Annotated in this window: 20 protein-coding genes; 14 read left to right on the forward strand and 6 right to left on the reverse strand. The window is 50.5% G+C overall.

Annotated elements, in window-relative coordinates:
- Positions 1 to 146: 146 nt before the first annotated feature.
- A complete protein-coding gene (gene bamE / locus V3O24_RS01540) occupies positions 147 to 500 on the reverse strand; it encodes an outer membrane protein assembly factor BamE (RefSeq protein WP_104425201.1) in 354 nt (117 codons plus the stop codon).
- Positions 501 to 543: 43 nt separating this feature from the next.
- Entirely contained in the window at positions 544 to 3069 is a 2526-nt protein-coding gene (locus tag V3O24_RS01545; RefSeq protein WP_331305879.1) for an EAL domain-containing protein, read from the reverse strand.
- Between the two features lie 256 nt (positions 3070 to 3325).
- Between V3O24_RS01545 and cysD the strand changes: the two genes are divergently transcribed.
- The 6 genes from cysD to V3O24_RS01575 all read left to right on the forward strand — a co-directional run bounded on the left by cysD (position 3326) and on the right by V3O24_RS01575 (position 10200).
- Entirely contained in the window at positions 3326 to 4234 is a 909-nt protein-coding gene (gene cysD, locus V3O24_RS01550) for a sulfate adenylyltransferase subunit CysD (protein WP_104425212.1), read from the forward strand.
- Between the two features lie 20 nt (positions 4235 to 4254).
- Complete coding sequence (locus tag V3O24_RS01555) at positions 4255 to 5337, forward strand: ATP-binding protein (protein WP_104425199.1); 1083 nt, start codon at positions 4255 to 4257, stop codon at positions 5335 to 5337.
- Positions 5334 to 5873 carry a hypothetical protein gene (locus V3O24_RS01560; protein WP_104425198.1) on the forward strand — a complete coding sequence of 180 codons (540 nt, stop codon included), beginning with the start codon at positions 5334 to 5336 and terminating at the stop codon, positions 5871 to 5873. Before V3O24_RS01555 ends, V3O24_RS01560 begins: the two co-directional genes overlap by 4 nt.
- Before the next feature lie 26 nt (positions 5874 to 5899).
- On the forward strand, positions 5900 to 7525 hold the full coding sequence (cysN, locus tag V3O24_RS01565; protein ID WP_331305880.1) for a sulfate adenylyltransferase subunit CysN: 1626 nt from the start codon (positions 5900 to 5902) through the stop codon (positions 7523 to 7525).
- Between the two features lie 256 nt (positions 7526 to 7781).
- Positions 7782 to 9041, forward strand: a complete 1260-nt coding sequence (locus V3O24_RS01570) for a hypothetical protein (protein ID WP_331305882.1) — start codon at positions 7782 to 7784, stop codon at positions 9039 to 9041.
- Complete coding sequence (locus tag V3O24_RS01575) at positions 9034 to 10200, forward strand: hypothetical protein (RefSeq protein WP_331305883.1); 1167 nt, start codon at positions 9034 to 9036, stop codon at positions 10198 to 10200. The genes V3O24_RS01570 and V3O24_RS01575 overlap by 8 nt, the downstream gene beginning before the upstream one ends.
- A 127-nt stretch (positions 10201 to 10327) precedes the next feature.
- Here V3O24_RS01575 and V3O24_RS01580 read toward each other — a convergent pair whose 3' ends face one another.
- Positions 10328 to 10762: a hypothetical protein gene (locus V3O24_RS01580; RefSeq protein ID WP_258076713.1), complete on the reverse strand. Its 435-nt coding sequence runs from the start codon at positions 10760 to 10762 to the stop codon at positions 10328 to 10330.
- Between the two features lie 213 nt (positions 10763 to 10975).
- The gene (gene fae, locus V3O24_RS01585) at positions 10976 to 11527 is read right to left on the reverse strand and encodes a formaldehyde-activating enzyme (RefSeq protein WP_331305884.1); all 552 of its coding nucleotides are present in this window, start codon (positions 11525 to 11527) and stop codon (positions 10976 to 10978) included.
- Positions 11528 to 11677: 150 nt separating this feature from the next.
- Here fae and V3O24_RS01590 point away from each other — a divergent pair, with 150 nt between their 5' ends.
- From V3O24_RS01590 to V3O24_RS01605, 4 genes are all read left to right on the forward strand, one after another.
- The gene (locus V3O24_RS01590) at positions 11678 to 13561 is read left to right on the forward strand and encodes an LTA synthase family protein (protein ID WP_331305885.1); all 1884 of its coding nucleotides are present in this window, start codon (positions 11678 to 11680) and stop codon (positions 13559 to 13561) included.
- A 51-nt stretch (positions 13562 to 13612) separates the two neighbouring features.
- Complete coding sequence (locus tag V3O24_RS01595; RefSeq protein ID WP_331305886.1) at positions 13613 to 14725, forward strand: hypothetical protein; 1113 nt, start codon at positions 13613 to 13615, stop codon at positions 14723 to 14725.
- Positions 14726 to 14749: 24 nt separating this feature from the next.
- Positions 14750 to 16612: a TonB-dependent receptor plug domain-containing protein gene (locus V3O24_RS01600; protein WP_331305887.1), complete on the forward strand. Its 1863-nt coding sequence runs from the start codon at positions 14750 to 14752 to the stop codon at positions 16610 to 16612.
- Positions 16613 to 16829: 217 nt separating this feature from the next.
- The gene (locus V3O24_RS01605; RefSeq protein WP_331305889.1) at positions 16830 to 18794 is read left to right on the forward strand and encodes an EAL domain-containing protein; all 1965 of its coding nucleotides are present in this window, start codon (positions 16830 to 16832) and stop codon (positions 18792 to 18794) included.
- Between the two features lie 92 nt (positions 18795 to 18886).
- On the opposite strand, the gene V3O24_RS01610 is transcribed toward V3O24_RS01605, so the two are convergent.
- Together V3O24_RS01610 and V3O24_RS01615 are read right to left on the reverse strand one after the other, a co-directional pair.
- Complete coding sequence (locus V3O24_RS01610) at positions 18887 to 19663, reverse strand: pentapeptide repeat-containing protein (RefSeq protein WP_331305896.1); 777 nt, start codon at positions 19661 to 19663, stop codon at positions 18887 to 18889.
- Positions 19664 to 19938: 275 nt separating this feature from the next.
- The gene (locus V3O24_RS01615) at positions 19939 to 21294 is read right to left on the reverse strand and encodes a sigma 54-interacting transcriptional regulator (RefSeq protein WP_331305890.1); all 1356 of its coding nucleotides are present in this window, start codon (positions 21292 to 21294) and stop codon (positions 19939 to 19941) included.
- 190 nt (positions 21295 to 21484) lie between these two features.
- Between V3O24_RS01615 and V3O24_RS01620 the strand changes: the two genes are divergently transcribed.
- From V3O24_RS01620 to V3O24_RS01635, 4 genes are all read left to right on the forward strand, one after another.
- Positions 21485 to 22597: a rhodanese-like domain-containing protein gene (locus V3O24_RS01620; RefSeq protein WP_331305891.1), complete on the forward strand. Its 1113-nt coding sequence runs from the start codon at positions 21485 to 21487 to the stop codon at positions 22595 to 22597.
- Positions 22598 to 22633: 36 nt separating this feature from the next.
- Positions 22634 to 22984: a CZB domain-containing protein gene (locus V3O24_RS01625; RefSeq protein ID WP_331305892.1), complete on the forward strand. Its 351-nt coding sequence runs from the start codon at positions 22634 to 22636 to the stop codon at positions 22982 to 22984.
- Positions 22985 to 23079: 95 nt separating this feature from the next.
- Complete coding sequence (locus V3O24_RS01630) at positions 23080 to 24333, forward strand: FAD/NAD(P)-binding oxidoreductase (protein WP_331305894.1); 1254 nt, start codon at positions 23080 to 23082, stop codon at positions 24331 to 24333.
- A 106-nt stretch (positions 24334 to 24439) separates the two neighbouring features.
- A complete protein-coding gene (locus V3O24_RS01635; protein WP_331305895.1) occupies positions 24440 to 26161 on the forward strand; it encodes a SulP family inorganic anion transporter in 1722 nt (573 codons plus the stop codon).
- Positions 26162 to 26250: the final 89 nt, after the last annotated feature.

Below are 26250 nucleotides of genomic sequence, written 5' to 3' on the forward strand. Positions count from 1 at the left end.
GTTTATAGTTTCTCATGCGCTTTCTCGTCTTTGGTCGGATTGAAAAAAGCGTGAAACTATATCAGCTAACCTTTTTCTTTTCCGATTAGTGCCGATTGCACTTATGAGTTGAATCTAAGCCTTTAACTTAGCCTCTAATCTTTAGCTCACTTTGAGCGCTTTGAGCTATTGAATACAAAAGACGCAACGACGCCGCGTTTATCAAACTTAATCACCAAGTCCTCGCTACTGCCGTCGCCGAACAACGTGTAAAAGTAGCTGCCGTATGTCCATGTTTTCAAGCCGTTATCAAGCCCGGTTCTCCAGGGATTCCCAAATGTCGTGTAAATGTCATTCTGGGTGGTCTCCCCTATCTTTATCGATGAAACCTGCCCCGTCGGAAACTCATGGCCGACCGTGGCGCATCCTGAAGCCGACAGAAACATCGCCATAGCCAGACCGCCCAAAATTTTTCTCAGCAACCCGGAAATATGTACTGAATCTAAACAATCAATTTTCATTGTTAACCTGCCATCTATTAAAAAATATCGTGCCGTTTAAAAATTAGTGCTCCGCCTTTTTCAACCACTGTTCAAAAAACTGGTCGTCAGGCAAGGGTTTACTGAAATAATAGCCCTGAAAACAGGGGCATCCATTTTCTTTTAAAAACTCCAATTCCATTTCCGATTCGACGCCTTCCGCCACAACGCCAAGGTTCATGTGTTGGGCTATCGCAATAATGGTGCCGACAAAAACGGCATCGTCTTCATTTTTAGTAATATCCTCGACAAAGGATTTATCGATTTTCAACTGATCCACCGGCAAATGCTTCAGATAACTCAATGACGAGTATCCGGTGCCGAAATCGTCTATCGAAAAGGTATAACCCAGTTTTTTCAGCTGCTTGATTTTTTCAATCGCGGCATCAACATCATTCATCAATAAGCCTTCGGTAAACTCCAGCATGATTCTTGACGGGCTGATCCGGTATTGCTGAACAAGCCTGGCGAGTATATCGATCAAATCGTCATGATAGAACTGCCTTGGGCTGATATTGATCGCCAAATGGGGTAAATGCTTCTGTTGCTTGTCCCACTGCCTGAGATGGATAAATGACTGTTCAAGCACCCAGGTGCCGACCGCTTGAATCAATCCGCATTCTTCCGCGATAGGAATAAACTTGTCGGGCGGAATAAAGCCTTTTTGCGGATGCTTCCAACGAATAAGCGCCTCGGCCCCGACCAGATTGCCGTGATAATCGACTTGCGGCTGGTAATACAAAGACAGCTGGTTTTCATCCAAAGCCTGACGCAACTCTTTTTCAATCAGCATTCTTTCCATAACAGCTTCCTGCATGCTGTGCTGAAAGAACTGCAACATATTACGGCCGCTTTCTTTAGCCCGGTACATCGCGGTTCCGGCCTGTTTAAGCAAATCGTCAGTCGTACCGGAGTTCTCGGAAAACATCGCAATGCCGATACTGGAAGAAATATACAGCTTGTGGTTCATGACCGAATAAACCTGGCCAACAGTCTGTTGCAGTTCTTGGGCGATGTGCCGGGCTTCATTGCATGCCGGCTCCATTTGTTCGCTAAGTTCGGTCAACACAACAACAAATTCATCGCTGCTGATACGGGCGACCGTATCGCAATCCCTGACACCGAGCTTTAATCGGTAGGCGACGTCCATAAGAACTCTGTCCCCGGCCGAATGCCCTAAGGTTTCATTGATATTCTTGAAATGATCGAGATCAATAAAAAGCAATGCGCCGCTCTTGCCCGATCTTCCGGTAATCGCCAGCTCATGCGCCAAGCGGTCATTCAATAAACGCCGGTTAGGCAATTCGGTTAAAGGATCGTAATAAGCCAGTCGTTTAATTTCTTCCTCATCGCTTTTTAACTGGCTAATATCGCTGAAGATAGCGGCGTAATTGCTGATTTCATTGGTGTCATCATCCCGGATTTCGGTAATGGTCAGCAGTTCCGGGTAAATCTCGCCGTTTTTGCGCCGGTTCCAGATTTCACCTTGCCAGAAACCGTATTTGTTGATTTTCCCCCACATCGCATCATAAAACTTTTTATCATGCCGTCCCGAACTGATAATGGCGGGCGTTTTACCGATAACCTCTTCTTCCGTGTAACCGGTAATCCGGGTGAAACCGGCGTTACATGATTGAATGGCCACATATTTATCGGTGGTGATAACGCCTTCCTGGGTGTTATCAATAATCTTTTTCGCCAAGCCCAGGCTCTTTAACGAATCCTTTAACAAGGCATCCCTGTGCGCCAGGGATTCTTTAAGCTCTTCGACATAAGTGCTGCGAAACCCCGCTAATATGTCACTCAAATTGATAATGCCGATTAAGTTATCTTTATTATCGGTCACGCCGAGGTGGCGAAAGCCATTTTTGAGCATAATTTTCTTGGCGTAATAAAGACTTTCATGCTCATTAACGGTAACAAGATGCTCGCTTGCATAATCCGCGACAACCGGATTCAGGCTTAAAGAAGCCAGCGCCTTGACCACATCGCGCTCAGTGAGGATGCCGATTGATTCATCGGGAAATTCAACGCTGACTGCATCTGAATGCGAAGATTGCATAAGCCTGCTCGCCTGCGCCATGCTCTGCGTCGATCTGATGACCGGCGGATTCGGTTTTAATACGCTGCCTGCGGTTTTTAAAACCAGGAAAAACTCAAAGTTATGCTTCTTGATCACATCGGTTTGAGAAATAATGCCTTTCTGCCTGCCGTAATCGTCGGTGACGACATAATGCCGCACGCCGTCTTTTTTAAATTTAAGCGAAACTTCTTCCAGACTCGCATTTTCATTAACGCTGAGAACAGGACTGCTCATGCCTTCGGATACCGGCGTTGATCGGGCGTAGGGAGAAGAGAAATCAAACTTCAATACGTCGCGCTCCGTCCAGATGCCAATGATTTCATCGTCCACCACGATCAAGATAGCGCTGCAATTTCGCTCCACCATTTTGACGGCTGCGCTATGCATGGTCTCACTGGGCAAGCAAGTCAACAAGGAGGTCTGGGTAATATCCTTTATCGAAATGGCATTAAAATCAAAAGTGCGCATGTATCCTCTGTTTGTATAAGCATCAGCCGATAAATAATATCATCAAGGTACTATTAACTAAAATTTAGCCTCACCAAATCGCGGGATGACACCAGCCGAATAAATGCGTTAACTCTTTTCAAGCGCCCCATGCGCCTGGAAATCTCAATAAATCCCAAGCAAATCTGGCATTAAAAGCCCGTTCAAATTAAAATAGCCGTCTTCTTTGAGCGCATTCAACAAACATAGCGCGTCCTCCAAACCTGACGGACTTTTGATGACAGATTATAAACTGACCCACCTTAAACAGCTGGAAGCTGAAAGCATTCACATTATTCGCGAAGTCGCAGCCGAATTTGAACGTCCGGTGATGTTATATTCGGTCGGCAAAGACTCCGCGGTAATGCTGCATTTGACCATGAAAGCCTTTTATCCGGGCAAGCCGCCGTTCCCGCTGCTGCATGTGGATACCACCTGGAAGTTTAAGGAAATGATCGAGTTTCGCGACCAGATGGTCAAAAAGCTGGGGCTTGATCTGCTGGTTCACATCAATCCCGAAGGCATAGAACAAGGCATCGGGCCTTTCACCCACGGCAGCAAAAAACACACCGACGTGATGAAAACCGACGGCCTCAAGCAAGCGCTGGACAAATACCAGTTCGATGCGGCTTTCGGCGGCGCGCGGCGCGACGAGGAGAAATCGCGCGCCAAGGAACGGGTGTATTCGTTCCGCGACAAGAATCATCGCTGGGACCCCAAAAACCAGCGCCCCGAATTGTGGAACATCTACAACGGCAAAATCGACAAAGGCGAAAGCATCCGGGTATTCCCGCTGTCCAATTGGACGGAGCTGGACATCTGGCAATACATCCACCTGGAAAACATTCCGATCGTACCGCTGTATTTCGCCAAGGAACGCCCGGTCGTTGACCGCGACGGCATGTTGATCATGGTTGACGATGAGCGCATGCCGATCGGCCCTGACGAGAAAGTCGAGATGAAAATGGTGCGTTTCCGCACCTTGGGCTGTTATCCGTTGACCGGCGCAGTCGAATCGACCGCCACGACGCTACCGGAAATTATCCAGGAAATGCTGTTGACCACCACCTCTGAACGCCAGGGACGGTTGATAGACCACGACCAGTCCGGGTCGATGGAACAAAAAAAGCGCGAAGGTTACTTTTAAAACTCCCACCGAGAACGCAGATGATTAATAGCGTCCAGCTAAAAAACTTCGGCCCACTCACCGAGCTAGATTGGCAAAACCTTGGCCCGATCAATTTGGTGATCGGCAATAATGGCTGTGGCAAATCGTTTTTATTGAAGGCCATGTATAGCGCTGTGAGGACATTGGAAAGCTATAAGCGTGGAAATAACCCAATTAGTGCCGCCGATATTCTATTTGAGAAATTATTTTGGACGTTTCAACCTGAAAAACTTGGTGATCTTGTTGCCAAATCTTGCGATGCTGCGTTGTCATTTAATTTGGCTATCGATAACAAATGCTTTAACTATAGTTTTGGCAAAGATACTATTAAATCGATAACCACACTTGAAAATCGAGCCTCCACAAGAAATAGTGATTCTATTTATTTGCCAGCTAAGGAAGTATTATCGCTACACCATATTATTTTAGACTCCAGGGATCGTTATCAGATTTTTGGCTTTGATGACACGTATTTTGATTTGGCAAAAGCTTTACAAAAGCCTTTGCCGCATCGCTTTGCAGTCGACACGCGAGAACTGCTTTCTGGCGATCCGGATATTGATTTATCAACAAAGGCTTATAGGGCCAATTCAAAATCTTTTAAGCATGCTCGAAAACTTCTCGAAGATATGCTAGAAGGAAAAATAGAATATGATAAAAATCAAAGCCGTTGGTTTTTTAAGAAAGGAAAGCAACGCTTTGATATTGGGGTGACTGCCGAAGGTGTTAAAAAAATCTCGATTCTCGATATTTTGCTCGGCAATGGTTATTTAGATGGTAATTCAATTGTCTTTATCGACGAGCCTGAATCGGCACTTCATCCCGAGGCTATTTCAAAGTTTTTAGATATTATTGCTTTATTAGCACAGTGCGGCATTCAGTTTTTTATAGCAAGTCATTCTTATTTTGTTATTAAAAAACTATTCCTGATTGCCCAGGAGCAAAAGTTATCCATTCCGGTGCTTTCAAAAGATGGCGATACTTGGCAACAACATGATTTACTGGATGAAATGCCTGATAACGCCATTATTGACGAGTCGATTCGACTTTACGAAGAAGAAGTGGATTTGGCCTTTAAATGATCACCGACTCCAAAGATAACTTTGAACGGATGTTTGGCCCGTATCCTGACGGACATTGTTTTGAAATTGAACGTAGCGCAATTCTCAAAAAAATTAACGACAAAGCAAAACAAGGTGAAGGCGTAAAGATCGCGGAGTTTTTACTGCTTAGAGCAGCAAACGGCAAAGCAAGCATTTCAATAATTGAAGCTAAATCTAGTGCCCCACAAAGCGCTGACGAATATATTAATGACGTACAAGAAAAACTTAGCAACAGCCTATCATTATTTATCGCCATTTATTTGCAACGACACAGCAAGAATAATTCGGAATTATCCGATTTTTTCAAACAAACTGAACTATCAAATGTGAGCTTTATTTTGATATTAGCTATTCAAAACTGTGAAAGATCATGGTTGCCGCCTTTGCAAGACAAGCTTAGAAATGCCCTCAAAAAAACAGCTCGCATATGGAACATAGATCTCAATTCCGTTATTGTCCTGAATGAAGCGGGTGCCAAAAAGCATGGGTTGATTGCATCAACCACTACCCAATAAATCTAATATTTATTTTTAGGAAAACCATGTCCCACCAATCCGATTTAATCAGTACCGATATTGATGCCTATTTGGCGCAACATGAACGCAAGGAATTATTGCGCTTTTTAACCTGCGGCAATGTCGACGACGGCAAAAGCACGCTGATCGGCCGCTTGCTGCACGACTCCAAAATGATCTATGAAGACCAGCTGGCCGCAGTTCAGGCCGACAGCGTCAAATCAGGCACCACCGGCGCGGGCAAAATAGACCTGGCGTTGCTGGTAGACGGCTTGCAAGCGGAACGCGAGCAGGGCATCACCATTGACGTGGCCTACCGTTATTTTTCCACCGCCACGCGTAAATTCATTATTGCCGACACCCCTGGGCACGAACAGTACACCCGCAACATGGCGACCGGCGCGTCAACCTGTGATTTGGCGATTATCCTGATCGACGCCCGCTACGGCGTGCAAACCCAGACCAAACGGCACAGTTTTATCGCCTCGTTACTGGGCATTCATCACATCATCGTCGCGGTCAACAAGATGGACCTGGTCGATTACAGCGAAGCGACCTTCAACAAAATCAGACAGGATTATCTGGATTTCACCCGGTCGCTGGCTTTACAGGACATCACCTTTATCCCGATGTCGGCGCTGGACGGCGATAACGTGGTTAATCCCAGCGCACATATGCCCTGGTTTACCGGCCTGCCGCTGATGGACGCGCTGAACAGCATCGAAATCGCCAATGACCGCAATTTCAGCGACGCCCGATTCCCGGTCCAGTTCGTCAACCGTCCCAACCTCGATTTTCGCGGCTTTTGCGGCACAGTCGCTTCCGGTATTTTCAAAAAAGGCGACAAGATCACCGCCCTGCCCTCCGGCAAAAGCAGCAAAATCAAGTCTATCGTGACCTATGACGGCGAGCTGGGACAGGCTTTCCCGCCGATGGCCGTCACCTTGACGCTGGAAGACGAGATCGACATCAGCCGCGGCGATACGATAGTCGGCACCGAAAAAACACCGGCGACCGTCGCCGACAAGTTCAAAGCCACCATCGTCTGGATGGCTGAAAATGCGCTGACGCCGGGCAAGCAATACATCATCAAGCTGGCGACGCGCAGCGTACCGGGTTCTGTCGCGATGATTCACCACCGAATCGACGTCAATACCCTGGAACACCATGACGCGAGCGAATTGCACTTGAATGAGATCGGGTCTTGCACGGTTTCAGTGACCGCGCCGGTGGTTTTCGATCCTTACCAAAGCCACAAAGGCACCGGCTCGTTCATCATCATCGACCGCCTGACCAACGGCACGGTCGGCGCGGGTATGATTACCGGCGGCACCGGTGAGGAAAGTTTGCATCCTGTCAGCCCCGAAGAGCGCGCCGCGCGTTTTAGCCAAACGGCTACGGCGGTTGTACTGACCGGCAAAGCCGGTAAGGAAATCGCCTATCAGCTGGAGCGGAAACTATTCGACAACGGCCATGCGGCAACCGTTTTAGAAACTGAAAATGCATCGATGGTAGACGCAGTCAAAAACGCCGGATTGATTTGCTTATGCGTCAATTACAACGCTAACCTGGCGGATATCAGCTTTGATGCCGATAGCCAAGCGATTGATGACATTTACAACGCATTGAAAGAGCAAAAAATCATCCACTAGATTCAGAACAGCAGGGAGCCTAAGCTTCCGCTCCCTGCTCACGCTCCTCACCTGCATCCCTCCGCTCCCCCGGCAATTTATTCTAACCTCCTCTCACGCTCTTTATCTACGCCCTGTAGGCAACTGCCGAAAGCCCCTTAATTTCCTAATCTCCTCTTTTTATCGAGAAAATCAGTTCCGACATTGCGCCAAGATGAGGTAAGATGAAAAATTCTTCGATTCGACACGACACGCCTGAAAACCGCAACCTTTTAAAATGAAAACTTCCGAATTCTCCAAAATAAGAACCTCCGGCGTAGGCTATTTCATTAATAGCGTCCAGACCTTATTTGTCGGCTTGTTAAGGATATGGACGATTCCGATTGTATTGATGTTGAGTGTCGCTTCCGGTTTTACCACCTACTACGGATTGTCTCATTTCATCACGCCCTGGATAGCGCTGATCATCACCATTGCCATCCAGTCCATTATCGTGATTTGTTCGCTGGAAATCGCCGGCATGCATTGGCAAGCCAACCGCTTCCGTTATTTTTCCGTGGTGTGTTCTTTGCTGGTTGCTCTGACAGCGTCGGTTTCGTTCTCTTATTTCAAGTTTTATGAAATTTCCCAGAAGGACACCCTGCACATTAACCGCTTAAATCAAATCAGAACCGACGTAAAATCCTATGTGGACCGCGTCTTGGTCATTAAAGGCGAGGTTTTGAAACAACAGCGCGCCGATATGGAAAAAGCGACGCTCGATGTACAGCAGGCTTATTTCGGAACCCATGCGCAAATTGTTGACGGCTATAAGCATCAAGTCGGCGAAGGCCCTTTCTGGAAACATTACAACCAGATTTATCAAGAAAAAAAACAGCAACAGGCAAAATTCGAGCAGGATTTTTCCGAGTTGGATAAGGATATTCAGAAGCTACAAGTCAGCATTAATGCATTGGATGTAACGACAAACATTGAGAGCGCCTATTCCGCGATGCTGGAAAACTTCCAGAATGTGCAGTTAAAAATCAACCTGTTATCCGGCAATATCGGCCAGTCGTTGCCGGAGGCGCCGTTATTGATGACTTATAAACAGTTTACAGCTGACGTTCAGCCCTCGTTCGCGATGTGGTCCGATTTTTCGCTGTTCGCCTTTCTTTGCGCGGCTATGGTTGAGTTTTTCACCGTGCTGCTGTCATACCGCCTTGAATTCACCGCCCCCGGCCCGTTGACCGCCGAGGAAGAAGACCTTGTTTTTGAGTGCTTGCGGCAATTTACCGAATTTCGAATCAATAAAAACGACGAACTCGAAATGACTATCGAGAAAAGCGAAATAGAGCGGGCCAGGCGTTACTCGGACTGGTCAAGAATGTTTGCCGTAGGCTTATTATTAAGCCGCGGTTTCTTAAGAAAAATCGACGACAAAACCGTGGAATTCGCGCCTAATCTTTATCCGCTGATTGCAGAAAAAATGAGCGATAAGGTTAACAAACTAAAAGCCGAATCCAACATTGCCAGACAGGCAGGTGCGGATGAATAGCTCCAGAACTGAAATCGACAAATGGTTTATTGAAGGCACCTTAGCAAGCGACGATGCCGCTACGCCAGAAGTCTGGGAGGCTATTTTTGACCCAGACCGCCAGCTTGTCCGTACCAAAATCGGCCCTTACGGAAAATTATTTTTACGCCCCGAAGGGTTTGTAAAACGCTTTTACCACCAGGTTTATCCATTACCGGTTGAAAACTGGGTCATAACCCGACAAATCAAGCTATATGACGGTTTTTGCACAATCGATGTAACGTTGGACATCCGGTTCCAGGCCACATTGAAATATGCGCTCAGCAACATGGACATTTTGTCCGACATTAACAAGCATATAAAAACCACCTATAAAGATTTACTGATCAACCTGGTCGATAAAGAGCTGCTTAATTTATCGGATGGCGCGTGGGTGCAAAAAGGCGTAAGCGATATTGAAAAGAAAATTGCTTTGGCTGTCAGTGAAATGCTGATATTACAAAATATCCAGTCCCAAACATTATGTACATTAAAGCCTTCATTTGAAGAATTCCCCGACGTGCAACTGGCCCAGGAAAGCGTTTATTTATGCGTGCTTAAAAAAAGTTTTGAGTTCAACGAAGCAAAAAGAGAGGAATTATTCCGTCAGGAACAAGACCTTGAAAACCAAAAAATCGAACACAAGCAAAAACAACTTGAGCAATTAAACCGCGACGCCGAAATGGAACGGTTAAAACAAGCCCAGGAAGCCGCCAATAAAAAGTTGTTGCTCGAGGAAAAAGAAAAACAGCTGCTGGAACAATTTGAGATTGAAAAGCGGCTCCATGCCGAAAAAATCCGGCACGATAACAGCTTAAAGGAAATCGCCCTCGAAGCGGAGCTGCAGGAACAGCAAAAGCGCGAAGCCCGCCTGAGAGCCGCAGAACAAGCAATCCAAACGGAATCATTGGCGCACCAAGCCAAACGACTAGACTTCGAGCAACGCCAAAAGCAACTGGAATTTGAGGCCGATCTCAAAAGCCGGCAGCGGCACCTGGAAATGCAAAAAGAAAGTTATAACAGCAGACAGGAATCCGATATTTACCTGCGTGGAGAAATCGAATTACTGGAACTTGAAAAACAACGCCTGGAACTGCAATTGGCGATAAAAAACGCGAAAAAGCAACAGAGCTCGGGGTAAAGATCAAGCCGCTTGTGCGGAAGCGCTACGGCTGCATGACGCCTGAGCCATTGCCGGGCAAAGCCTGTACAACCGAATCCTATTTAAGGGATTTCACTGCGCCCCGCCCATCCTGCGATGCTGGATTTTATATATCCATGAACAGCATCGGAATGCCGTAAGTCAACACAAAGTAACTAAACGCTAAAATAACGCTGACGCCGGTTTTATAGAAAAAAAACTGCCGCAGAATATAACTGACTATCGCTAAATACCACCCCACCAGCAATACACCTATACCGATTGATAGTTCTTCCGCGCGTTCGTAATGGCTCATGACCATCCAAAAATACAGGCCCTCGGTGACAGTGGCCAGCGTCATAATAAAGTTTTCGCAGACAAAAATAGCCGTAAACAGTTGATTAAAATATTGCCATTTTTTAGTGACGAACAACAACGTGGCAACCGACGAAAAGGCCATGATTGTTCGCAACAAGACTTCCAGCGTACCGTCGGCAGGATCGGAAATCAGACCCTCAACAATCATGCCGGAAATAAGATAAAACGCGACCGTTTTCCACATAAACGACTTGGTCGGAACCAAGTCGGCTGGGTTATTTATGAACCAGCAGAGCCCAAGATATTTGATTAATAAACGCATGGTAAAGATTTTGTACAAAAAGTCGTGAATTTTATAGAGTTTTGATGGGGCAGCCTAGTGAAAGCGCTATCAAAAGATCAATGACGCCAAACAGAACGGTATTTTGCCCGCCCGGTTTGGCTTGCTCGGCTTATTTTACCACTGAGACTCGCCGGTTTCAGGATCGTACATTTCGTGGACGATTTTGTGCCGGTTGGCGATTAACTCGTCAACGCTGGGCGAATTAGTCATCGCACGGGAAATAGCCAGCTTCATCGCTTCATAGTTGGTGCGATACAAATCCTTACGGTCCAGATCGGGATTGGTCACGCATTCGGGAGCGATCCACAGCATCGCAATAATACACAGATCATTGGCCTGATCAGCAGGAATAATACCGTCGATAACGCTGTCCAGGACCGCATCCGCGACCGCAGACTGCACCGGACCGCCGAACAAGTTGACGTATTCGGTGGATTTGATCGTGACCTTCGGAACCATGATCGTCGCGGGCTTCACTTGCTGATTGCAGGCTCGAATGGCGAACATCCGGGTATGGCCTGCGGTTTGCCCCATCAGGTTGGCAAACGCATTGCCGGCAGGCCCTTTAACGCTGCCTATCAATATTTCGGGCATGGCGTCCGTACCTTGACCGTCGCTGGAAAATACCGTTGCTTCGCCGGTTCTGAACCAAATTGTATCTGACATTGCGCGCCCCTCAATAATATAAAAAGTGGGCATTCTATGACGGATGAAGCGCGAGGCGCAAGATTCAAAGCGCAGGCCTCCAGAGGGACGGGATATGTTCTATGGTAAAATCAATCCACTATTTATCCAAAACAGTTCCCCATCAACCTTATGCAACTCAAGTTATTACCGCTGTTTTCCACAACGTTCTTTTATATATTGTATTACCTGATCGGCACTTTCAAATTCGATGTCCAGATATTAGCACCGTCGATACCTTACGATTATCTGCTGCAACTGCTTGTCGCTTACGCGCTCTACGCCTTATCGCGTCGCGTCTGGATTTTTCTGGTGATTCACGCCCTGCTAATGGGCCTGTTGTATGTCGGTAACGCGGTAAAAATATCGTTTTTCGGCGGGCCGATTATGCCGGACGATATTTTTGCGCTGCAATCGCTGCTGTTAATACTCGACGGCTGGCGGTTCTTTGCCGCCGCCATACCGTTGGCCGCCATTGCAAGCCTGATATTGTTCAATTTTTCGATGCGTCATTGGAGCGCTTATCTGGCTAGCCTGGCTGTCATGTTGCTCGGCATCACCGTGGTTTACCAACCCTCATCCCTACTCGAACCTATGGACGGCTACTTCGGCAACTCGGTATGGGATCAACGTTCCAATTATGTGTGGCGAGGCGCAACACTGTATTCGCTATTGGAAAGCGCGCGTTATTTCGCGGCAGCCGAGGTCATTCCCGATGGCGATACGGCTCAGGAAGCCGCCGATAAATTACTGGCCGCAGGGCGCATGAGCTTTCAGACGACTGCGCTACTTCAGCCGTCTCCCGAAGCCGCCCAAAAAGAACCCGTCGCCAAAGTATTTACGCCGCGCAATGTCCATATCGTATTACTGGAGTCTTTCTGGGACCCCAGTGCGCTGAAGAAAGCAAAGTTCAAACAAGCCCCTCTTTCACCCGAGTTTCGTGAGCTATGGAAGAGCGCAGAATACTCGCATGCGCTGGCCCCTGTGTTCGGCGGCTTTACCGCCAATTCCGAATTTGAGGTGCTATGCGGGTTTCCGGTGGTCAAAGACTCGGTCAAGTTCGAGCGCCAACTGCTTAACGACGTACCCTGTTTGCCGCATATCCTTGCCGACAAAGGCTATCGCACCATCGCCTCGCATCCGAATGTGCCGGTATTCTGGAACCGTGTTAATGCTTACAAACGCATCGGTTTCCAAACCTACTGGTCGCTGGAGGATTTTGTCCAGGATGACATGAATCAGGAATTCATGTCCGACAGCACTTTATATCGACAAGTGCTGGAAAAAATATCCGGGTCGATCGACGCGGGACAACCGACGCTGGATTATATCGTGACCTATTTCGGACACTGGAATTATCCGTTGAGCGAAAGCCGGCCTAATAAAATCGGCTCATCGTCCGAAATCGAGGAAGTACCGGCTTACGCCAACACGGTTTATTACAAGTCGCGGGAGTTGATGGGGTTTATCAATGAAATGCGCAAACGCGACCCGGAAGGCATTATCGTGGTGTTCGGCGACCACCTGCCGTTCTTGGGCGAAAATTTTGCAGGCTATGCCGAATCGGGCGTGCTGGCGTCCAATCGCAGCGATTTTACGCCGGCTATGTTCAAAGCCTACGTCAGCACGCCGATGTTGCTTATCGACGGCAAACGCGGGCCGCTTAAAATCGGCAACCTGCCGCTTTATCAAGTACCCAAGCTGCTGCTCGACCTGCTCAACTTCAATGAACCGAGCATCATGGACTACACCGCGCCTTTGCCGAACATGCGAGTACGTCCCTTGCCGGGCCTGCATTTTAATATACTGGCGGACGGCGCCGTTGACATGTGCAAAGAACCGCCTTATTCGGAAACCTGCCAGTCATCCTCCCGCTGGCTGGAGGATGTATCGACCGTCAGTAATGATTTATTCATGGGCCGTCAATTTACCCTCCCCAAATACACTCCCGAGAAACAGGCCGCCCCTATAGTGACGGCGGTTGTTATTCCGCAGGCGATTGTTGGAGGAAAATAGATTCGCAGTAATTATTGCCGTACTATAACCCCGTTCTACAGGAGAAAATTCATGTATAAGCGTTTCATGGTGACCGTATTCGGGCTATCGCTGCTGTGCGCAAAAAACAGCGCTGCCGATCAACTCAGTATTCCGTTGCAAATTGATTACAGCCTTATTAAAAAAGTTCTGGTCTCACAACTGTATACCGGTAAAAACAATGCCGCCGAGCTGTGGAATGACCGCCAGGGATGCAGCTATTTAAGGCTTTCCAATCCTGAGGTTGGCGGCAAGAACGGCCAAATCCGGCTGTTAAACGAGGTCCAGGCCCGATTCGGAACCGGCTTGGGCGGACAATGCCTGACCGTTCTGGAATGGGCCGGGATATTGGAAACGTTGCAACAGCCCACGCTGGATTCAGGCCATTCCGTACTGAGCTTTCCGGTCGCCAGTGCGACAGCCTATGACCATGAAGGCCGCCACCTGACGATCGGCAAGCTCCAGGACTTGATCAATCGCTTTGCCGAACCCCGGCTTGCCGCAGTAAAAATCGATTTAAACGAATCCCGCAGCCATATCGAACAAACGCTGACGCATTTTTTACCCAAGGATAATGCGGCGGAAGTTAAAGCAATACTCAAGTCGCTTAAATTCAACAACGTCGCTGCCGGCGATGACGGCATCGGCATTAAGCTCGAGTTTAATGCTCCCGCCAAAAAGACGGCTATCCAGCCGGCCCCCGCCTTTAGCGAGGCCGAACAAAAACAATGGCAATCCGCCTGGCGGGAATGGGAGTCGTTTTTGAGCTCAGCCATTGAACAGGCCGCCCATGATACAAAATCGCCGGAACTGCGCGAAACCCTGACGGAAATCCTGATGAATTCGCGTACAGCCTTTCAGGCAGGCTTAGAAGAGCACGATGCGGACGCCGCCGACCCGGTTAGGGTGTTTTTTACCGACACCTGGGGACGCCTGGCGCCGACCTTAAAAACCATCGCCAACGAATTGCCGGGTACTCAGGGCTTGCGCTATATCACCTTTATAGCGGCGACCGACGCGATTTACGAACTTGAAAGACTGGCTGCACCGTTTGGCCTGGATATTTCATCCGACGGACTGCGCAGGCTGGCGCGCATTCTGATAGCCGGCAAGCAACAGCAGACCCGCGCCCGGCAAGCGCCTTAATCCGCTCATTGCCGGAAGAAGCACATGTATTCGACAAATATCTCCCTGGCTCTGAGCGGTCTGTTACTGTGCCTATCGACCATCGCAATAGCCGGTAAAGCCAATGACAAGGCATCGTTAACGCCTATGACGGTTTACGATGACACTGTTTATCCTGAATTAATTGAGCCGCCGCGCATGCTGAATCAGTTAAACCGGGACGCATTACAGGCCACAGGGGTGTCCAACCTGAACGGCGTGTTACGAAGCCAGGGCGGCTTAACGCTCAACCAGGGTAGCGGACAGATGCCGACCGGCATCAGTTTACGCGGCGCCAGCGGCGGACAAGGACTGGTCACGTTGGATGGCGTTCCCTTGTTCGCTAATTTTGCCGGGTTTTACTCATTGAGCCACTATGCGCCGGATGCTTTAGACCGGGTAACGGTAACGCGGGGTTCTGGCGGCGAACGGCACGGCAGCCGCACCCTCGGAGGAGCCATTCATTTGAAAACCCGGCATATGCAGGCAAAGGACAATTTTTTGCATGTCGAAGGGGGCGGTTACGACACTGTGCGCAGCACTGCCGGTAGCGGCCTGACGACCCAGGCGGGCGATTTCTCGGCGGTGGCCGGGCGCAGCGATGTTTTCAACGGCGTCAGTCAGGCGCAAAACGGTACAGAGCGCGATAACTTCGGCATGACCCACGCCTCGGGCAATTGGTTTAAAGAATTCAGCCGGGGCGGTCTGGATGCCTCATTCTATTTTGTGAGCACCCATGAAGACATCGACGGTCCCGGCTTGATATTGCCCAGCCACACAACACGCTGGGTGGACGACAGGCGCGGCAGATTGTCGGATGAAACCTGGGTGGCGCAGCTGCACGGCCAATACGATTTGGCGTCGCATTGGAACAGTTCGCTGCAATTCGGTTTTACTCAAGACCGGCAAAAAATGGAAACCACCTCGATCCGGCCGTTTTCACTCACCAGCCAATTATTCATGCTGGATTGGAAAAACACCCATCGCTTGGCGCTGAGCGAGGACAATCAGGACCAGGCCTTGCTGGTCTGGGGGGTTAACAGCCAACAGCAGCAGGCGCAGGGCTTGCCGGCTTCGCAAACAGTGACCAGCCCCAATGTGCGCGGAGAATTGGTTCTCGGCGATTGGCAATGGAGCGCCGATGCGCGTTTCGATCAGGCCGACACTTATGGCGATCATCAGGTATTCTCGCTGGGCGCGAACCGGTCATTGCCGCAAAACATGAACATCTGGGCCAACGGCGGCACCGGCTATCGCCAACCCGGCGTCAGCGAATTAATGCACCCGGTATTCGGCAACGCAGCCTTGCAGGGGGAACATAACGCCGGCGGCGAAATCGGCTGGGGTTGGCGTCCGGCGCGCGGAAGCGAACTCAAAGTGAGCGGTTATTATCAAAATTACCGGCAAATGATTACCATGCAGCTGAATCCGAACACCGGTATAACCAAGGCGGGCAATATCCAGGAAGCGAATGTCTGGGGAGCGGAAATGCAGTCGCAACACCGCTGGACCGGCGACTGGGAAAGCGGTTTAAATTACAGCTATATGCATGCCAAAAATCCGCTTAACCAATTGTTCGTGCCGGCCCGGCCCGAACACCAAAGCGTCTTCTGGAATGAAGTGCAATTGTTGCAGCCGTTAAAGTTGCGCCTGGAACTCACCGTTCATAGCGGTTATTGGTTTGATATAGCCAATAGGCTCAGAGCCCGTAGCGCCCCTCGCATCAATGCCCAGCTAAAATACCAGATAACGCAAAAAACCGATGTGTATTTACGCGGCGAAAACATCACCGATGAACGTACCCCGGAAATTTATGACTTTAATTTTAATGGTGCGGCGGTTTATTTGGGCTTACGCACCGGCATTTAGGGAAGCGCCGATTGAATCCTTCGACAGGCCCAGAGCGAACGATAACGCATTGATTCCTTTGGCGAGTAGCCTTCGGCCGCGCTGAAGAGAGCCTTGTCCAGCCATGAGCTTCAACGCTTTCCTAGATCAAAGCCGCACCCAAAACCGATCCTATCGACAAAGACACAGGCATGAGAAATAATCCCGACCGATGAAGTTTGATATATTAACAATGCTGATGACTTACCTCATCGCCGATGCGGTTTTCGCCATTGCTTTTGCGATAACGATTCGCAGACACCCTAAGCTTGACGGGCCGCGTCACTGGTTTTTCGCCTGTCTGCTGCTCTTTACCGGGTTTCTCGGCCTTTGTCTGCGCGGAATTATTCCCGACATTCTATCCATCGTCATCGCAAACTCAGTGATCCTGGCCGGCGGCGTTTTCCTTTGGACCGGCATCCGCGGCTTTTTTGGACTTCGCTGCCACGGGTGGTTATTACCGGTCCTGTTCGTCTTGCCGGCCACGGCGTTGCTCGGCTTATTCATGGCCGTTTGGCCGTCCATACCGGCGCGGCAGATCACCATGTCGGTATTTACCATATTGATAAGCTTGTTCGTAGTGCGCGACATCCTGCGGCGGCGAAACTCCGCGCTGATCATGGAAACCAATCTGCTCATCTTCTTCGTCGGCGCCGAGGCGGTCATCCATTTTATCCGCATGATCACCCTGATGATGACGCAGACGCCTGTAAACAGCTTCCTGCAATCCCAGGATCAGCCGGACAGATTCTTTTTTATGCTGCTGTTTATTGTCGGACTCGCCCGGCTGCTTATCCTGGTTACCCTGGTCAGCGCCAGACTGCAAGACGAACTCAATCAACTGGCGACGCAGGACCATTTAACACAGCTGCCTAACCGGCGCTGGCTGCTGGAGCGTTTGAAACACGGCATAGAGGTAGAGCGGCGGGGCGGCAAGCAACTCGCCTTGTTAATGCTCGATCTGGATCGCTTTAAAGCCGTTAATGACAGTTTGGGCCACGCCGCAGGAGACGAGCTGCTGCAACAAGTCGCGGCGCGTATTCAGTCCCGGCTGCGCGAAGTGGACATGGTGGCGCGCCTGGGCGGCGACGAATTTATCGTGCTGCTGGAGGATATTGCACACCCGGAAGACGCCGCACGGGTGGCGGAGGACATAGTCGCCGATTTAAGCAGGCCGTTCCAATTAACTCGCGGCAATGAAGCCGACCATGAGCAGTACCACGAGGTACAGATCGGCGCCAGTATCGGCATCAGCCTGTATCCGCAACACGGCAGTAATCCCGAACTGCTGATAGAGCAAGCCGATACCGCGATGTACGAGGCCAAACAGGCCGGACGAGGGTGCTTCGCCTATTTCTCCGAAGAGCTTACCATTGCCGTTCGCAAACGCATCGCTTTGGAAGACCGCCTGCGCAAGGCCATTGAACAACGGGAATTGCGTGTTTTTTACCAGCCGCAGATCGATATCGCCAGCAACCGGATTATCGGAGCCGAGGCGCTGGTGCGCTGGCAAAGCCCGGTCGATGGACTTATCGCACCGGTTAATTTTATTCCCATTGCCGAGGAAACCGGACTGATTATCGCGATTGGCGAATGGGTGCTGCGCGAAACCTGTCGGCAAGGCAGGCTCTGGCTGGCAGCCGGCTTTTCGCCGCTAACCCTTGCCGTCAACGTATCGCCGCACCAATTCCGCCGTTGCGATATAAGCGCGCTGGTGGAGAAAATACTCGCGGAAACCGGTTTTCCCGCAGGGCAATTGGAATTGGAATTGACCGAAAGCGGATTAATGGATAATCAGGATAAAGCGGTGGAGGTGCTCAACAACCTGCGCAGCCAGGGCGTTCGTCTGGCCATCGACGACTTCGGCACCGGTTATTCTTCTCTGGCCTATCTCAAACGCTTTCCTGTCGACGTGCTGAAAATCGATAAAAGCTTTATCGACGATATTCCGCATCTTCAAGACGACATGGAAATTACCGCGACCATTATTGCAATGGGGCATACGCTGGGATTTCAAGTCCTGGCCGAAGGCGTCGAAACACATGTCCAGTTAGCGTTCTTGCGGGAGAAAGGTTGCGATGCCTACCAAGGTTATTTCACCAGCAAGCCGGTACCGGCGGATGAGTTTACTGAGTTATTGAGGGCGCAACAGAAGAATAGGTGATCCTGGGAAAAGCATTTCACCACGAAGTTCACGAAGAGAAAACTTCGTATCTTCATGGTGAATTAAAGGCTATTTAATCCCCGTTTTCAGAATCAATCAAAAATAGCCGCTTCAAGATTTTTGCTGGAAATCAGCCCCTTCAAAACCGACTTATCCTTAATGCCGCCAAACCGGGTGCCTGCCACGTTAGCGCCGGTAAAATCAGCATCCTCCAATTTGGTTTCGGATAAATCCGCGCCCGACAAGTCGGCATCGGTCAAATTAGCGCCGGAAAGATCGGCGCCGAACAGCACCGTGTTTTTCAAGATGCTCCCGGACAGATTGGCATGGCGCATCAATGCACGGTTCAGGTTGGCGTCGGACAGATCGGCGCCCGATAAATCGACATTATTCAGGCTGACCCGCATCAAGCCCATCGGCTGGTTCTTCATATCGACGCCCCAATTGGCATGAGACAGATTGGCATGGCTAAGATTGGATCGGTCCAGATTGGCGATAAAGCGGCTGCCGGTCAGGTTACTTTTGCTCAAGTTAGCCCCGCCCATGTGTACGCCGAAAATACTGGTATTGGACAAGTTTGCGCCGGAAAGATTAACTTTGGTCATCACCGTTAAATCCAGATTCAAGCCGGACAAATCGCTGTTGCTTAAATTGGCGTTACGCAAATCCGAGCCCCACAGGTCGGCATTCCTGAAATCCAGGCCGGACAGATCCACGCCCCGAAGATCTTTCCGGCGCAGCTTTGCCGGATGGCTTTTATCCGCCTTGGCCAAATGCTGTTGTACCGCCGACCGACTAAGGTCAGCCGCAGATGCCGGCAGGCAAAACAATGCGGCTAACAGGCCCAAACAGTAAAAATGGATTTTCATGTACAGATACCCTCTTGGTGAATTCATGGAATTAGGAAATATTCCGCAGAACTTTATCGACAGTTCTGCGCTATTGCAACTAAGGAATGGAAATTGCTGATTATAAAATCGCTCGGCATGATGCCTGAAGTCATTTTATCGCGATCACAGCGTAACTGCATGCATCTTAAAAACGCAGTTGAAAACGGTCAAAACCGTTCGTGCTGAGCCCTTCGGCTGCGCTCAGGAGAGCCTTGTCGAAGCATGGGCGGCTTTCAGGCTCGTGCCGTCTAATTTCAAATCCCGTAAACCTTGCGTTTGCGCCAGAACGTAGCCCGGCTCATACCCAGCGAACCGGCGGCGCTGCTAACCTTGCCATTGCTTTGTTCCAACGCCTGACGGATCGCAGCAGATTCTTCCGCCTCCGACAGCGGCGAATTCTGCGTAACTTGGGCCGCCGCGGTACGCGGCTCCCTAAACTCGGGGGGCAACTCAGAACAGCGCAAAGTCGTTCCTCTGCCTACCGCAAACGCATATTCCACGACATTATGCAGCTCCCGGACATTCCCAGGCCATGTGTAATCCAGCAAAGTCTTCATCGCTTGCGGATCGATTTTTTCGATAGTCCTGAAATTGGCCGCATTATGCTGCCGGATAAAATGCCAGATCAGCAAGCTTATGTCTTCCCGGCGTTCACGTAACGGCGGAATAAATATCGGCACAACCCTGAGCCGGTACATCAGGTCTTCTCGGAAACGCCCCATTTTGACTTCCTCCCGTAATGAGCGATGGGTCGCGGCGACGATGCGCACGTCGACATCGATCGAACGGTCGCCGCCGACCGGGATAAAGTTTCTTTCCTGTATGACCCGAAGCAGCTTGGCCTGCAATTCCAGCGGCAGTTCGGCCACTTCATCCAGAAACAGGGTTCCGCCGTGCGCGCGCTGAAACAGGCCGCTATGCTCCTTGACCGCGCCGGTAAACGCGCCGCGCACATGGCCGAACAACTCGCTGTCCAGCAGGCTGCTGGACAAGGCCGCGCAATTGATCGCCAGGAAAGGCGCGTTGCGGCGGGCGCTCAGGCCGTGAATGGCCTTGGCGACCAGTTCCTTGCCGGAACCGCTCTCGCCCCTGACCAATACCGTGGCTTCGGTTTCTGCCGCATTTTGAATAATCTGGAAAACCGCCTGCATGGCCGGTGAGCGGCTTAACAACCCTTGAAAACCCTGCTTTCCGGGTTCCGGCACGGGAACCTCGGCTGAAACCATCGGCAAAAGCGCGTTTTCCGACTGTTCCGAAACGGGAAGCAACAAGCCCAAGCCACCGGAAAAAGCCCCCGCTTGGTCATACAAGATCTGGGATATTTTTCTCAGCTCAATGCTATGCCCATCCATGTTAAATAATTGTATGCGTTGTTTTTTATGGTCTCCAGCCTCGGTAATGGCGTATTCTTGCAAACAGGGACTGCCTGTGACGTCCGCAGCTTTTAATCCCGACAACTGCTCCGCACCTTGGCTCCAGTGAACAATCCGTTGATCCCGATCGACAATATAGAGACCCGCACCATCGCAAAGGCCCAGCAGATTTAAAAACAACGGTTGCAGCGGCTGGTGCGCCAGCCAGTCTGGCAATGATTCGGAAAATTGTTTCATAGATGTTTCAATGAATCGAATAAATGTTTCACTGAAACAATATATGAAACAGATAAAAGGCGCAAGGTTAAAGGCGAAAGGCGCACTGTAGCTATGCGCCCTTTGCCTTTAGCCCTTTGCCCTTTGTCTTAATCTTTTGGCACGGGCCTTGCTGTAACCCAGGCATACCCCCTAACCCCGGAGAACCACCATGCTATTCAAACAACTATTCGACCAGGAAACCTGGACCTACACTTACTTAATTGCCGATCAAGTCAGTAAAGACGCCGTCCTGATTGATCCGGTCAACACCCATATCGATGAATACATTGACCTGCTGAACGCACACGGCCTGAATCTGAAATACACTCTGGAAACGCATGTTCATGCCGACCACATCACCGCCAGCGGCCTGCTGCGTCAACGCCTCGGCGCTCAAACCGGCGTCAGCGGGCTGTGCGGCGCGGAATCGGCCGACATTCAAATCCAGGACGGCGATATTTTCAAATTCGCAGGCGACGAACAGATCAAGGTCATCGCCACGCCGGGCCATACGCGCGGCAGCATCTCCTTCCTATGGCGCGACCGCGTGTTTACCGGCGATTCGTTGTTGATCGGCGGTTGCGGACGCACCGATTTCCAGGGCGGCGACGCCGGTGCGCTTTATGATTGCATCACCCAACGCCTGTTCACCCTGCCGGATGAAACGCTGGTTTATCCGGGCCACGATTACCAACAACGCTGGGTCAGCAGCATCAAGCAGGAGCGCACGACTAACCCCCGTCTGGCAGGCAAGACTCGCGAGCAGTTTATCGAGATCATGAACAACCTGAACTTGCCCAAACCCCGGCTGATCGATGAAGCGGTGCCCGCCAACCGTTATTGCGGCCTGGATGAGAACGAGCGCCAGGATGCGGTGACGCTCAGGGACGAAACGCTGCCTGTCCGCGCCACGACAAAAACCGAAGATATGGTCGATGCGGCCAAGCAACGTATTGTCGAAATCGATGTCGCCAAATCGAAACAGCTGCTTGCGGAAGGTAATATTGTGCTGATCGATACCCGCGAAGAAAGCGAATACGCGGCAGGACACATTGACGGAGCCATACTGTTGCCGCGCGGCATGCTGGAATTCAAAATAGGCAGCCTACCCGAACTGGCCGACAAGTCGAAAGCGGTGCTGATTTACTGCCGCCTGGGCAACCGCTCGGCACTGGCGGCGCAGACCCTACAGCAACTGGGTTACACTAATGTACTGTCTATGGCCGGCGGATTTGAAGCCTGGAAAAAGAACCCGTATTTTGTCAGTCAGGGCAGCAAATAAACTCAGTCGATAAACGCTAACAAAAAAGGAAAAATAATGAATTTAGATAGCGCAATTCAAAAACATATGGACTGGAAAGTAAAATTCCGTACCGCTATATCCAAGCAAGAACGAATGGATTCCGTAACCATTAGCAAGGACAATTGTTGCGACCTCGGCAAATGGCTGCATGAGGAAGGTAAGACTCAATGCAGCACTTTACCGAGTTATGCAACAGTTTTAAACAAACACGCCGCGTTTCACGTTGAAGCTGGGAAAGTGGCATCAGCCATTAATGCAAAAAAATACACCGAAGCAGAGACAATGCTGGATGGCGGTTCGGCTTTTACCACTGTATCCGGTGAAGTCGGGATTGCACTGATGCGCCTTAAAAAAGAAGCCGCTTAAATAAAGAGAAAAAAGGGTATGGCGACAATGCAGTGCTTTACAACTTTTTGCCATGCACCGGAATTTTCCAATAACTACATGCCTGAGAGGAATTTATGACAACCCAACACCATACCTTACTGATCATCGGCGGAGGCGCCGCCGGCGTTTCCGTCGCCAACAACATGCGTCGCCAAAACGCCGACATCGATATTGCGATCGTTGAACCGTCCGAAGTCCACTATTACCAGCCGGGCTTCACGATTATCGGCGGCGGCGCGTATACCATGAAACAAACCACGCGCAATGAGGCCGACTTGATCCATCCGAGCGTCACCTGGATCAAGGATTACGCCGAGACCTTTCAGCCGGACGGCAACAGCGTCACCCTGCGTTCCGGCGATACGATCAGCTACGACTACCTGGTCGTCTGCCCCGGCCTGCAACTGGATTGGGACAAAATCGAAGGCCTGAAAGAAACACTGAACAAAAACAATGTTTGCAGCAATTATTCCGCCGAGACTGTGGAATACACCTGGGAATGTATCCAGACTATCCAGGAAGGCACGGCGCTGTTCACCCAGCCGCCGATGCCGATCAAATGCGCGGGCGCGCCGCAAAAAATCATGTACCTGGCCGCAGACCGTTTCCGTAAAAGAGGCACGCTGGACAAATTCAATATTGAATTTTTAAATGCCGGACCGGGCATTTTCGGCGTGCCGTTTTTCGCCAAAGCCTTAAGCAAAGTCGTTGCGGGCTACGGCATAAAAACCAACTTCAACCACAACCTGGTTGCGATTGACGGCCCGGCCAAAACCGCCACCTTCGAAGTCACAGACGGCGAAGGCAACAAGCAGCGCATCGCCAAAGCGTTCGACATGATTCATGTCACGCCGCCGCAAAGCGCGCCGGATTTCATCAAAAAAAGCCCGCTGGCCAATGCCGCCGGTTGGATAGATGTCAATCCCAAAACCCTGCAACACAACAAATACGGCAATATTTTCGGCCTGGGCGATGCAGCTGCAACCAGCAACGCCAAAACCGCCGCAGCGGTGCGCAAGCAGGTTCCGGTCGTCGTTGACAATATTCTGAGCCTGCGCAACAGCAACGATGTCCGGGAAGGCTATGACGGTTACGGCTCCTGCCCGCTGACCACCTCGCTGAATACGGTCATGCTGGCCGAGTTTTCCTACGACGGCAAAGTAACGCCGTCTTTCCCGTTGCTGGACCCCAGGGAAAACCGCTGGATCTGGTGGTGGGGCAAAACCACCGGCTTTCCGTGGCTGTACTGGCATTTGATGATCAAAGGCTACCGCATCGACATTCCTCATCTGGAATGCTATGCCAAAAAGTTTTTGAAAGAAGATTAAATTTTAATCGGCGAAAGGCGAAAGACAAAAGGCGAATACAACCGCTTTGGACCCTACGCTTCTCCTTTCGCCCTTTGCCTTTAGCCCTTTGCCATTTACTTCCTCCATGCCGTATTCAAAATCCGATAACTCACGATTAACCCGGTTATTTCCGATTATAGGCTGGCTAAAAACCTACACCCGCCAGGAATTTAACAGCGACTTGTTCGCCGGCATCATCACCGCCATTTTGCTGGTGCCGCAAGGCATTGCTTACGCGATCCTGGCCGGACTGCCGCCTCAGCTCGGGCTCTATGCCAGCATCCTGCCGCCGGTGCTTTACGCCCTGCTCGGCACCAGCCGTACCCTGTCGGTCGGCCCCGCCTCAATTGCCGCGATCATGATTGCCGGGGCGTTAACCGCGCCGGAAGTCGCCGCGCTGGGCAATCCGGTGCAAAGTGCGCTTATCCTGTCGGCGGAAAGCGGAATCATCCTGTTACTGATGGCGGTCTTGCGCATGGGCGGACTGGTAAACTTCATCAGCCATCCGGTGCTGACCGGCTTTACCAGCGGCGCGTCTTTATTGATTATCGGCAATCAATTACCGCATCTGTTCGGCTTAAAAACGCCGTCATGCGGCGTTGATGCGGCCTGCTACGGCCATTATTTTTCAGGCTTCATACCGGGCGCCCTATTAATCGGCCTCACCGCACTGAGCTTGCTGATATTTTTCGGCAAACCGCTGGTCGCCATGCTTAAAAATATCGGCATGCAAGCATCCCTGATCACTGCAATAAGCAAATGCGGGCCGTTATTGACTATCATCGTGACAACCCTGGCAGTCGATTATTTTGACCTAACCGGCCATGTGACCGTTGTCGGCCAAGTCCCATCAGGTTTTCCGGCATTGAACCTTGATTTCTCCCCCATTGAAAAATGGTACATTTTGCTGCCCTATTCCGGCTTTATCACCTTGATTGCCTACGTGGAAAGCGTAGCCATTGCCAAGGTCACCGCCAATTTCAGGGGCGAAAAAATCATCCCTAATCAGGAATTGATTGCGTTGGGCATAGCGAACCTGACCGCCGCCATTTCAGGAGGAATGCCGGTTGCCGGAGGCTTTAGCCGCACGATGGTCAATTTTTCCGCCGGTGCGCGCACCCAGATGGCCATGCTGATAGCCGCCGGTATTCTCGCCTTGGCCGTCATCTTCTTTAGCCCATGGTTTGAAAACATCCCCAAAGCGGCGCTGGCTGCGATCATTCTGGTCGCCATCATCCCTTTGGTAAAACTGTCCGACATTGTCCACACTTGGCGCTATGACCGCGGCGACGGCATCGCCGAAGCCGCCACCTTGCTAGGCGTATTGCTCTACGGCATTGAAGAAGGCATCACCTTGGGCATTATGCTGACCCTGGTCAGCCACTTGCGCAAAGCCAGCCACCCGCATATCGCCGTAGTCGGACGCATACCCGGCACCGGGCATTACCGCAATATCAAACGCCATAGCGTGGAAACCTGGCCGCAGCTGCTGTTGCTGCGCATCGATGAAAACATCACCTTTGCCAATATCAATTATATTGAGGAGTTCATCAAATCGGAGTTAAGACGGCAGCCGGGCATCCGGCATATCATCCTTATTTTTACCTCAGTCAGCGACATAGACAGCACAGCGCTGGAAGTGCTGGAAAACCTGAACCATAGCTTACAGGCATCGGGAATAACCCTGCATATCTCGGAAGCGAAAGGTCCGGTGCTCGATAAGCTTGAAAAAACCGACTTTCTCAGGCAACTGAAACCCGGCAAGGTGTTTTTCCATACCGAAGATGCGGTCAGGGAGCTGAGCTAAAGGCTAAAGGCTAAAGGCTAAAGGCTAAAGGCTAAAGGCTAAAGGCTAAAGGCTAAAGGCTAAAGGCTAAAGGCTAAAGGCTAAAGGCT

Origin of the sequence: Methylobacter sp. Wu8 (assembly GCF_036440755.1) — a bacterium.
Classification (GTDB): Bacteria; Pseudomonadota; Gammaproteobacteria; order Methylococcales; family Methylomonadaceae; genus Methylobacter_A; species Methylobacter_A tundripaludum_A.

Excerpts from the sequence above, each read along its gene's own strand:
- V3O24_RS01560 (WP_104425198.1), top strand. The coding sequence starts at position 5,334 with ATGATCACCGACTCCAAAGATAACTTTGAACGGATGTTTGGCCCGTAT.
- V3O24_RS01600 (WP_331305887.1), top strand. The coding sequence starts at position 14,750 with ATGTATTCGACAAATATCTCCCTGGCTCTGAGCGGTCTGTTACTGTGC.
- V3O24_RS01590 (WP_331305885.1), top strand. The coding sequence starts at position 11,678 with ATGCAACTCAAGTTATTACCGCTGTTTTCCACAACGTTCTTTTATATA.
- bamE (WP_104425201.1), bottom strand. The coding sequence starts at position 500 with ATGAAAATTGATTGTTTAGATTCAGTACATATTTCCGGGTTGCTGAGA.
- V3O24_RS01620 (WP_331305891.1), top strand. The coding sequence starts at position 21,485 with ATGCTATTCAAACAACTATTCGACCAGGAAACCTGGACCTACACTTAC.
- V3O24_RS01615 (WP_331305890.1), bottom strand. The coding sequence starts at position 21,294 with ATGAAACAATTTTCCGAATCATTGCCAGACTGGCTGGCGCACCAGCCG.
- V3O24_RS01605 (WP_331305889.1), top strand. The coding sequence starts at position 16,830 with ATGACTTACCTCATCGCCGATGCGGTTTTCGCCATTGCTTTTGCGATA.
- V3O24_RS01595 (WP_331305886.1), top strand. The coding sequence starts at position 13,613 with ATGTATAAGCGTTTCATGGTGACCGTATTCGGGCTATCGCTGCTGTGC.
- V3O24_RS01570 (WP_331305882.1), top strand. The coding sequence starts at position 7,782 with ATGAAAACTTCCGAATTCTCCAAAATAAGAACCTCCGGCGTAGGCTAT.
- V3O24_RS01575 (WP_331305883.1), top strand. The coding sequence starts at position 9,034 with ATGAATAGCTCCAGAACTGAAATCGACAAATGGTTTATTGAAGGCACC.
- V3O24_RS01580 (WP_258076713.1), bottom strand. The coding sequence starts at position 10,762 with ATGTGGAAAACGGTCGCGTTTTATCTTATTTCCGGCATGATTGTTGAG.
- fae (WP_331305884.1), bottom strand. The coding sequence starts at position 11,527 with ATGTCAGATACAATTTGGTTCAGAACCGGCGAAGCAACGGTATTTTCC.
- V3O24_RS01635 (WP_331305895.1), top strand. The coding sequence starts at position 24,440 with ATGCCGTATTCAAAATCCGATAACTCACGATTAACCCGGTTATTTCCG.
- V3O24_RS01630 (WP_331305894.1), top strand. The coding sequence starts at position 23,080 with ATGACAACCCAACACCATACCTTACTGATCATCGGCGGAGGCGCCGCC.
- V3O24_RS01625 (WP_331305892.1), top strand. The coding sequence starts at position 22,634 with ATGAATTTAGATAGCGCAATTCAAAAACATATGGACTGGAAAGTAAAA.
- cysN (WP_331305880.1), top strand. The coding sequence starts at position 5,900 with ATGTCCCACCAATCCGATTTAATCAGTACCGATATTGATGCCTATTTG.
- V3O24_RS01610 (WP_331305896.1), bottom strand. The coding sequence starts at position 19,663 with ATGAAAATCCATTTTTACTGTTTGGGCCTGTTAGCCGCATTGTTTTGC.
- V3O24_RS01545 (WP_331305879.1), bottom strand. The coding sequence starts at position 3,069 with ATGCGCACTTTTGATTTTAATGCCATTTCGATAAAGGATATTACCCAG.
- cysD (WP_104425212.1), top strand. The coding sequence starts at position 3,326 with ATGACAGATTATAAACTGACCCACCTTAAACAGCTGGAAGCTGAAAGC.
- V3O24_RS01555 (WP_104425199.1), top strand. The coding sequence starts at position 4,255 with ATGATTAATAGCGTCCAGCTAAAAAACTTCGGCCCACTCACCGAGCTA.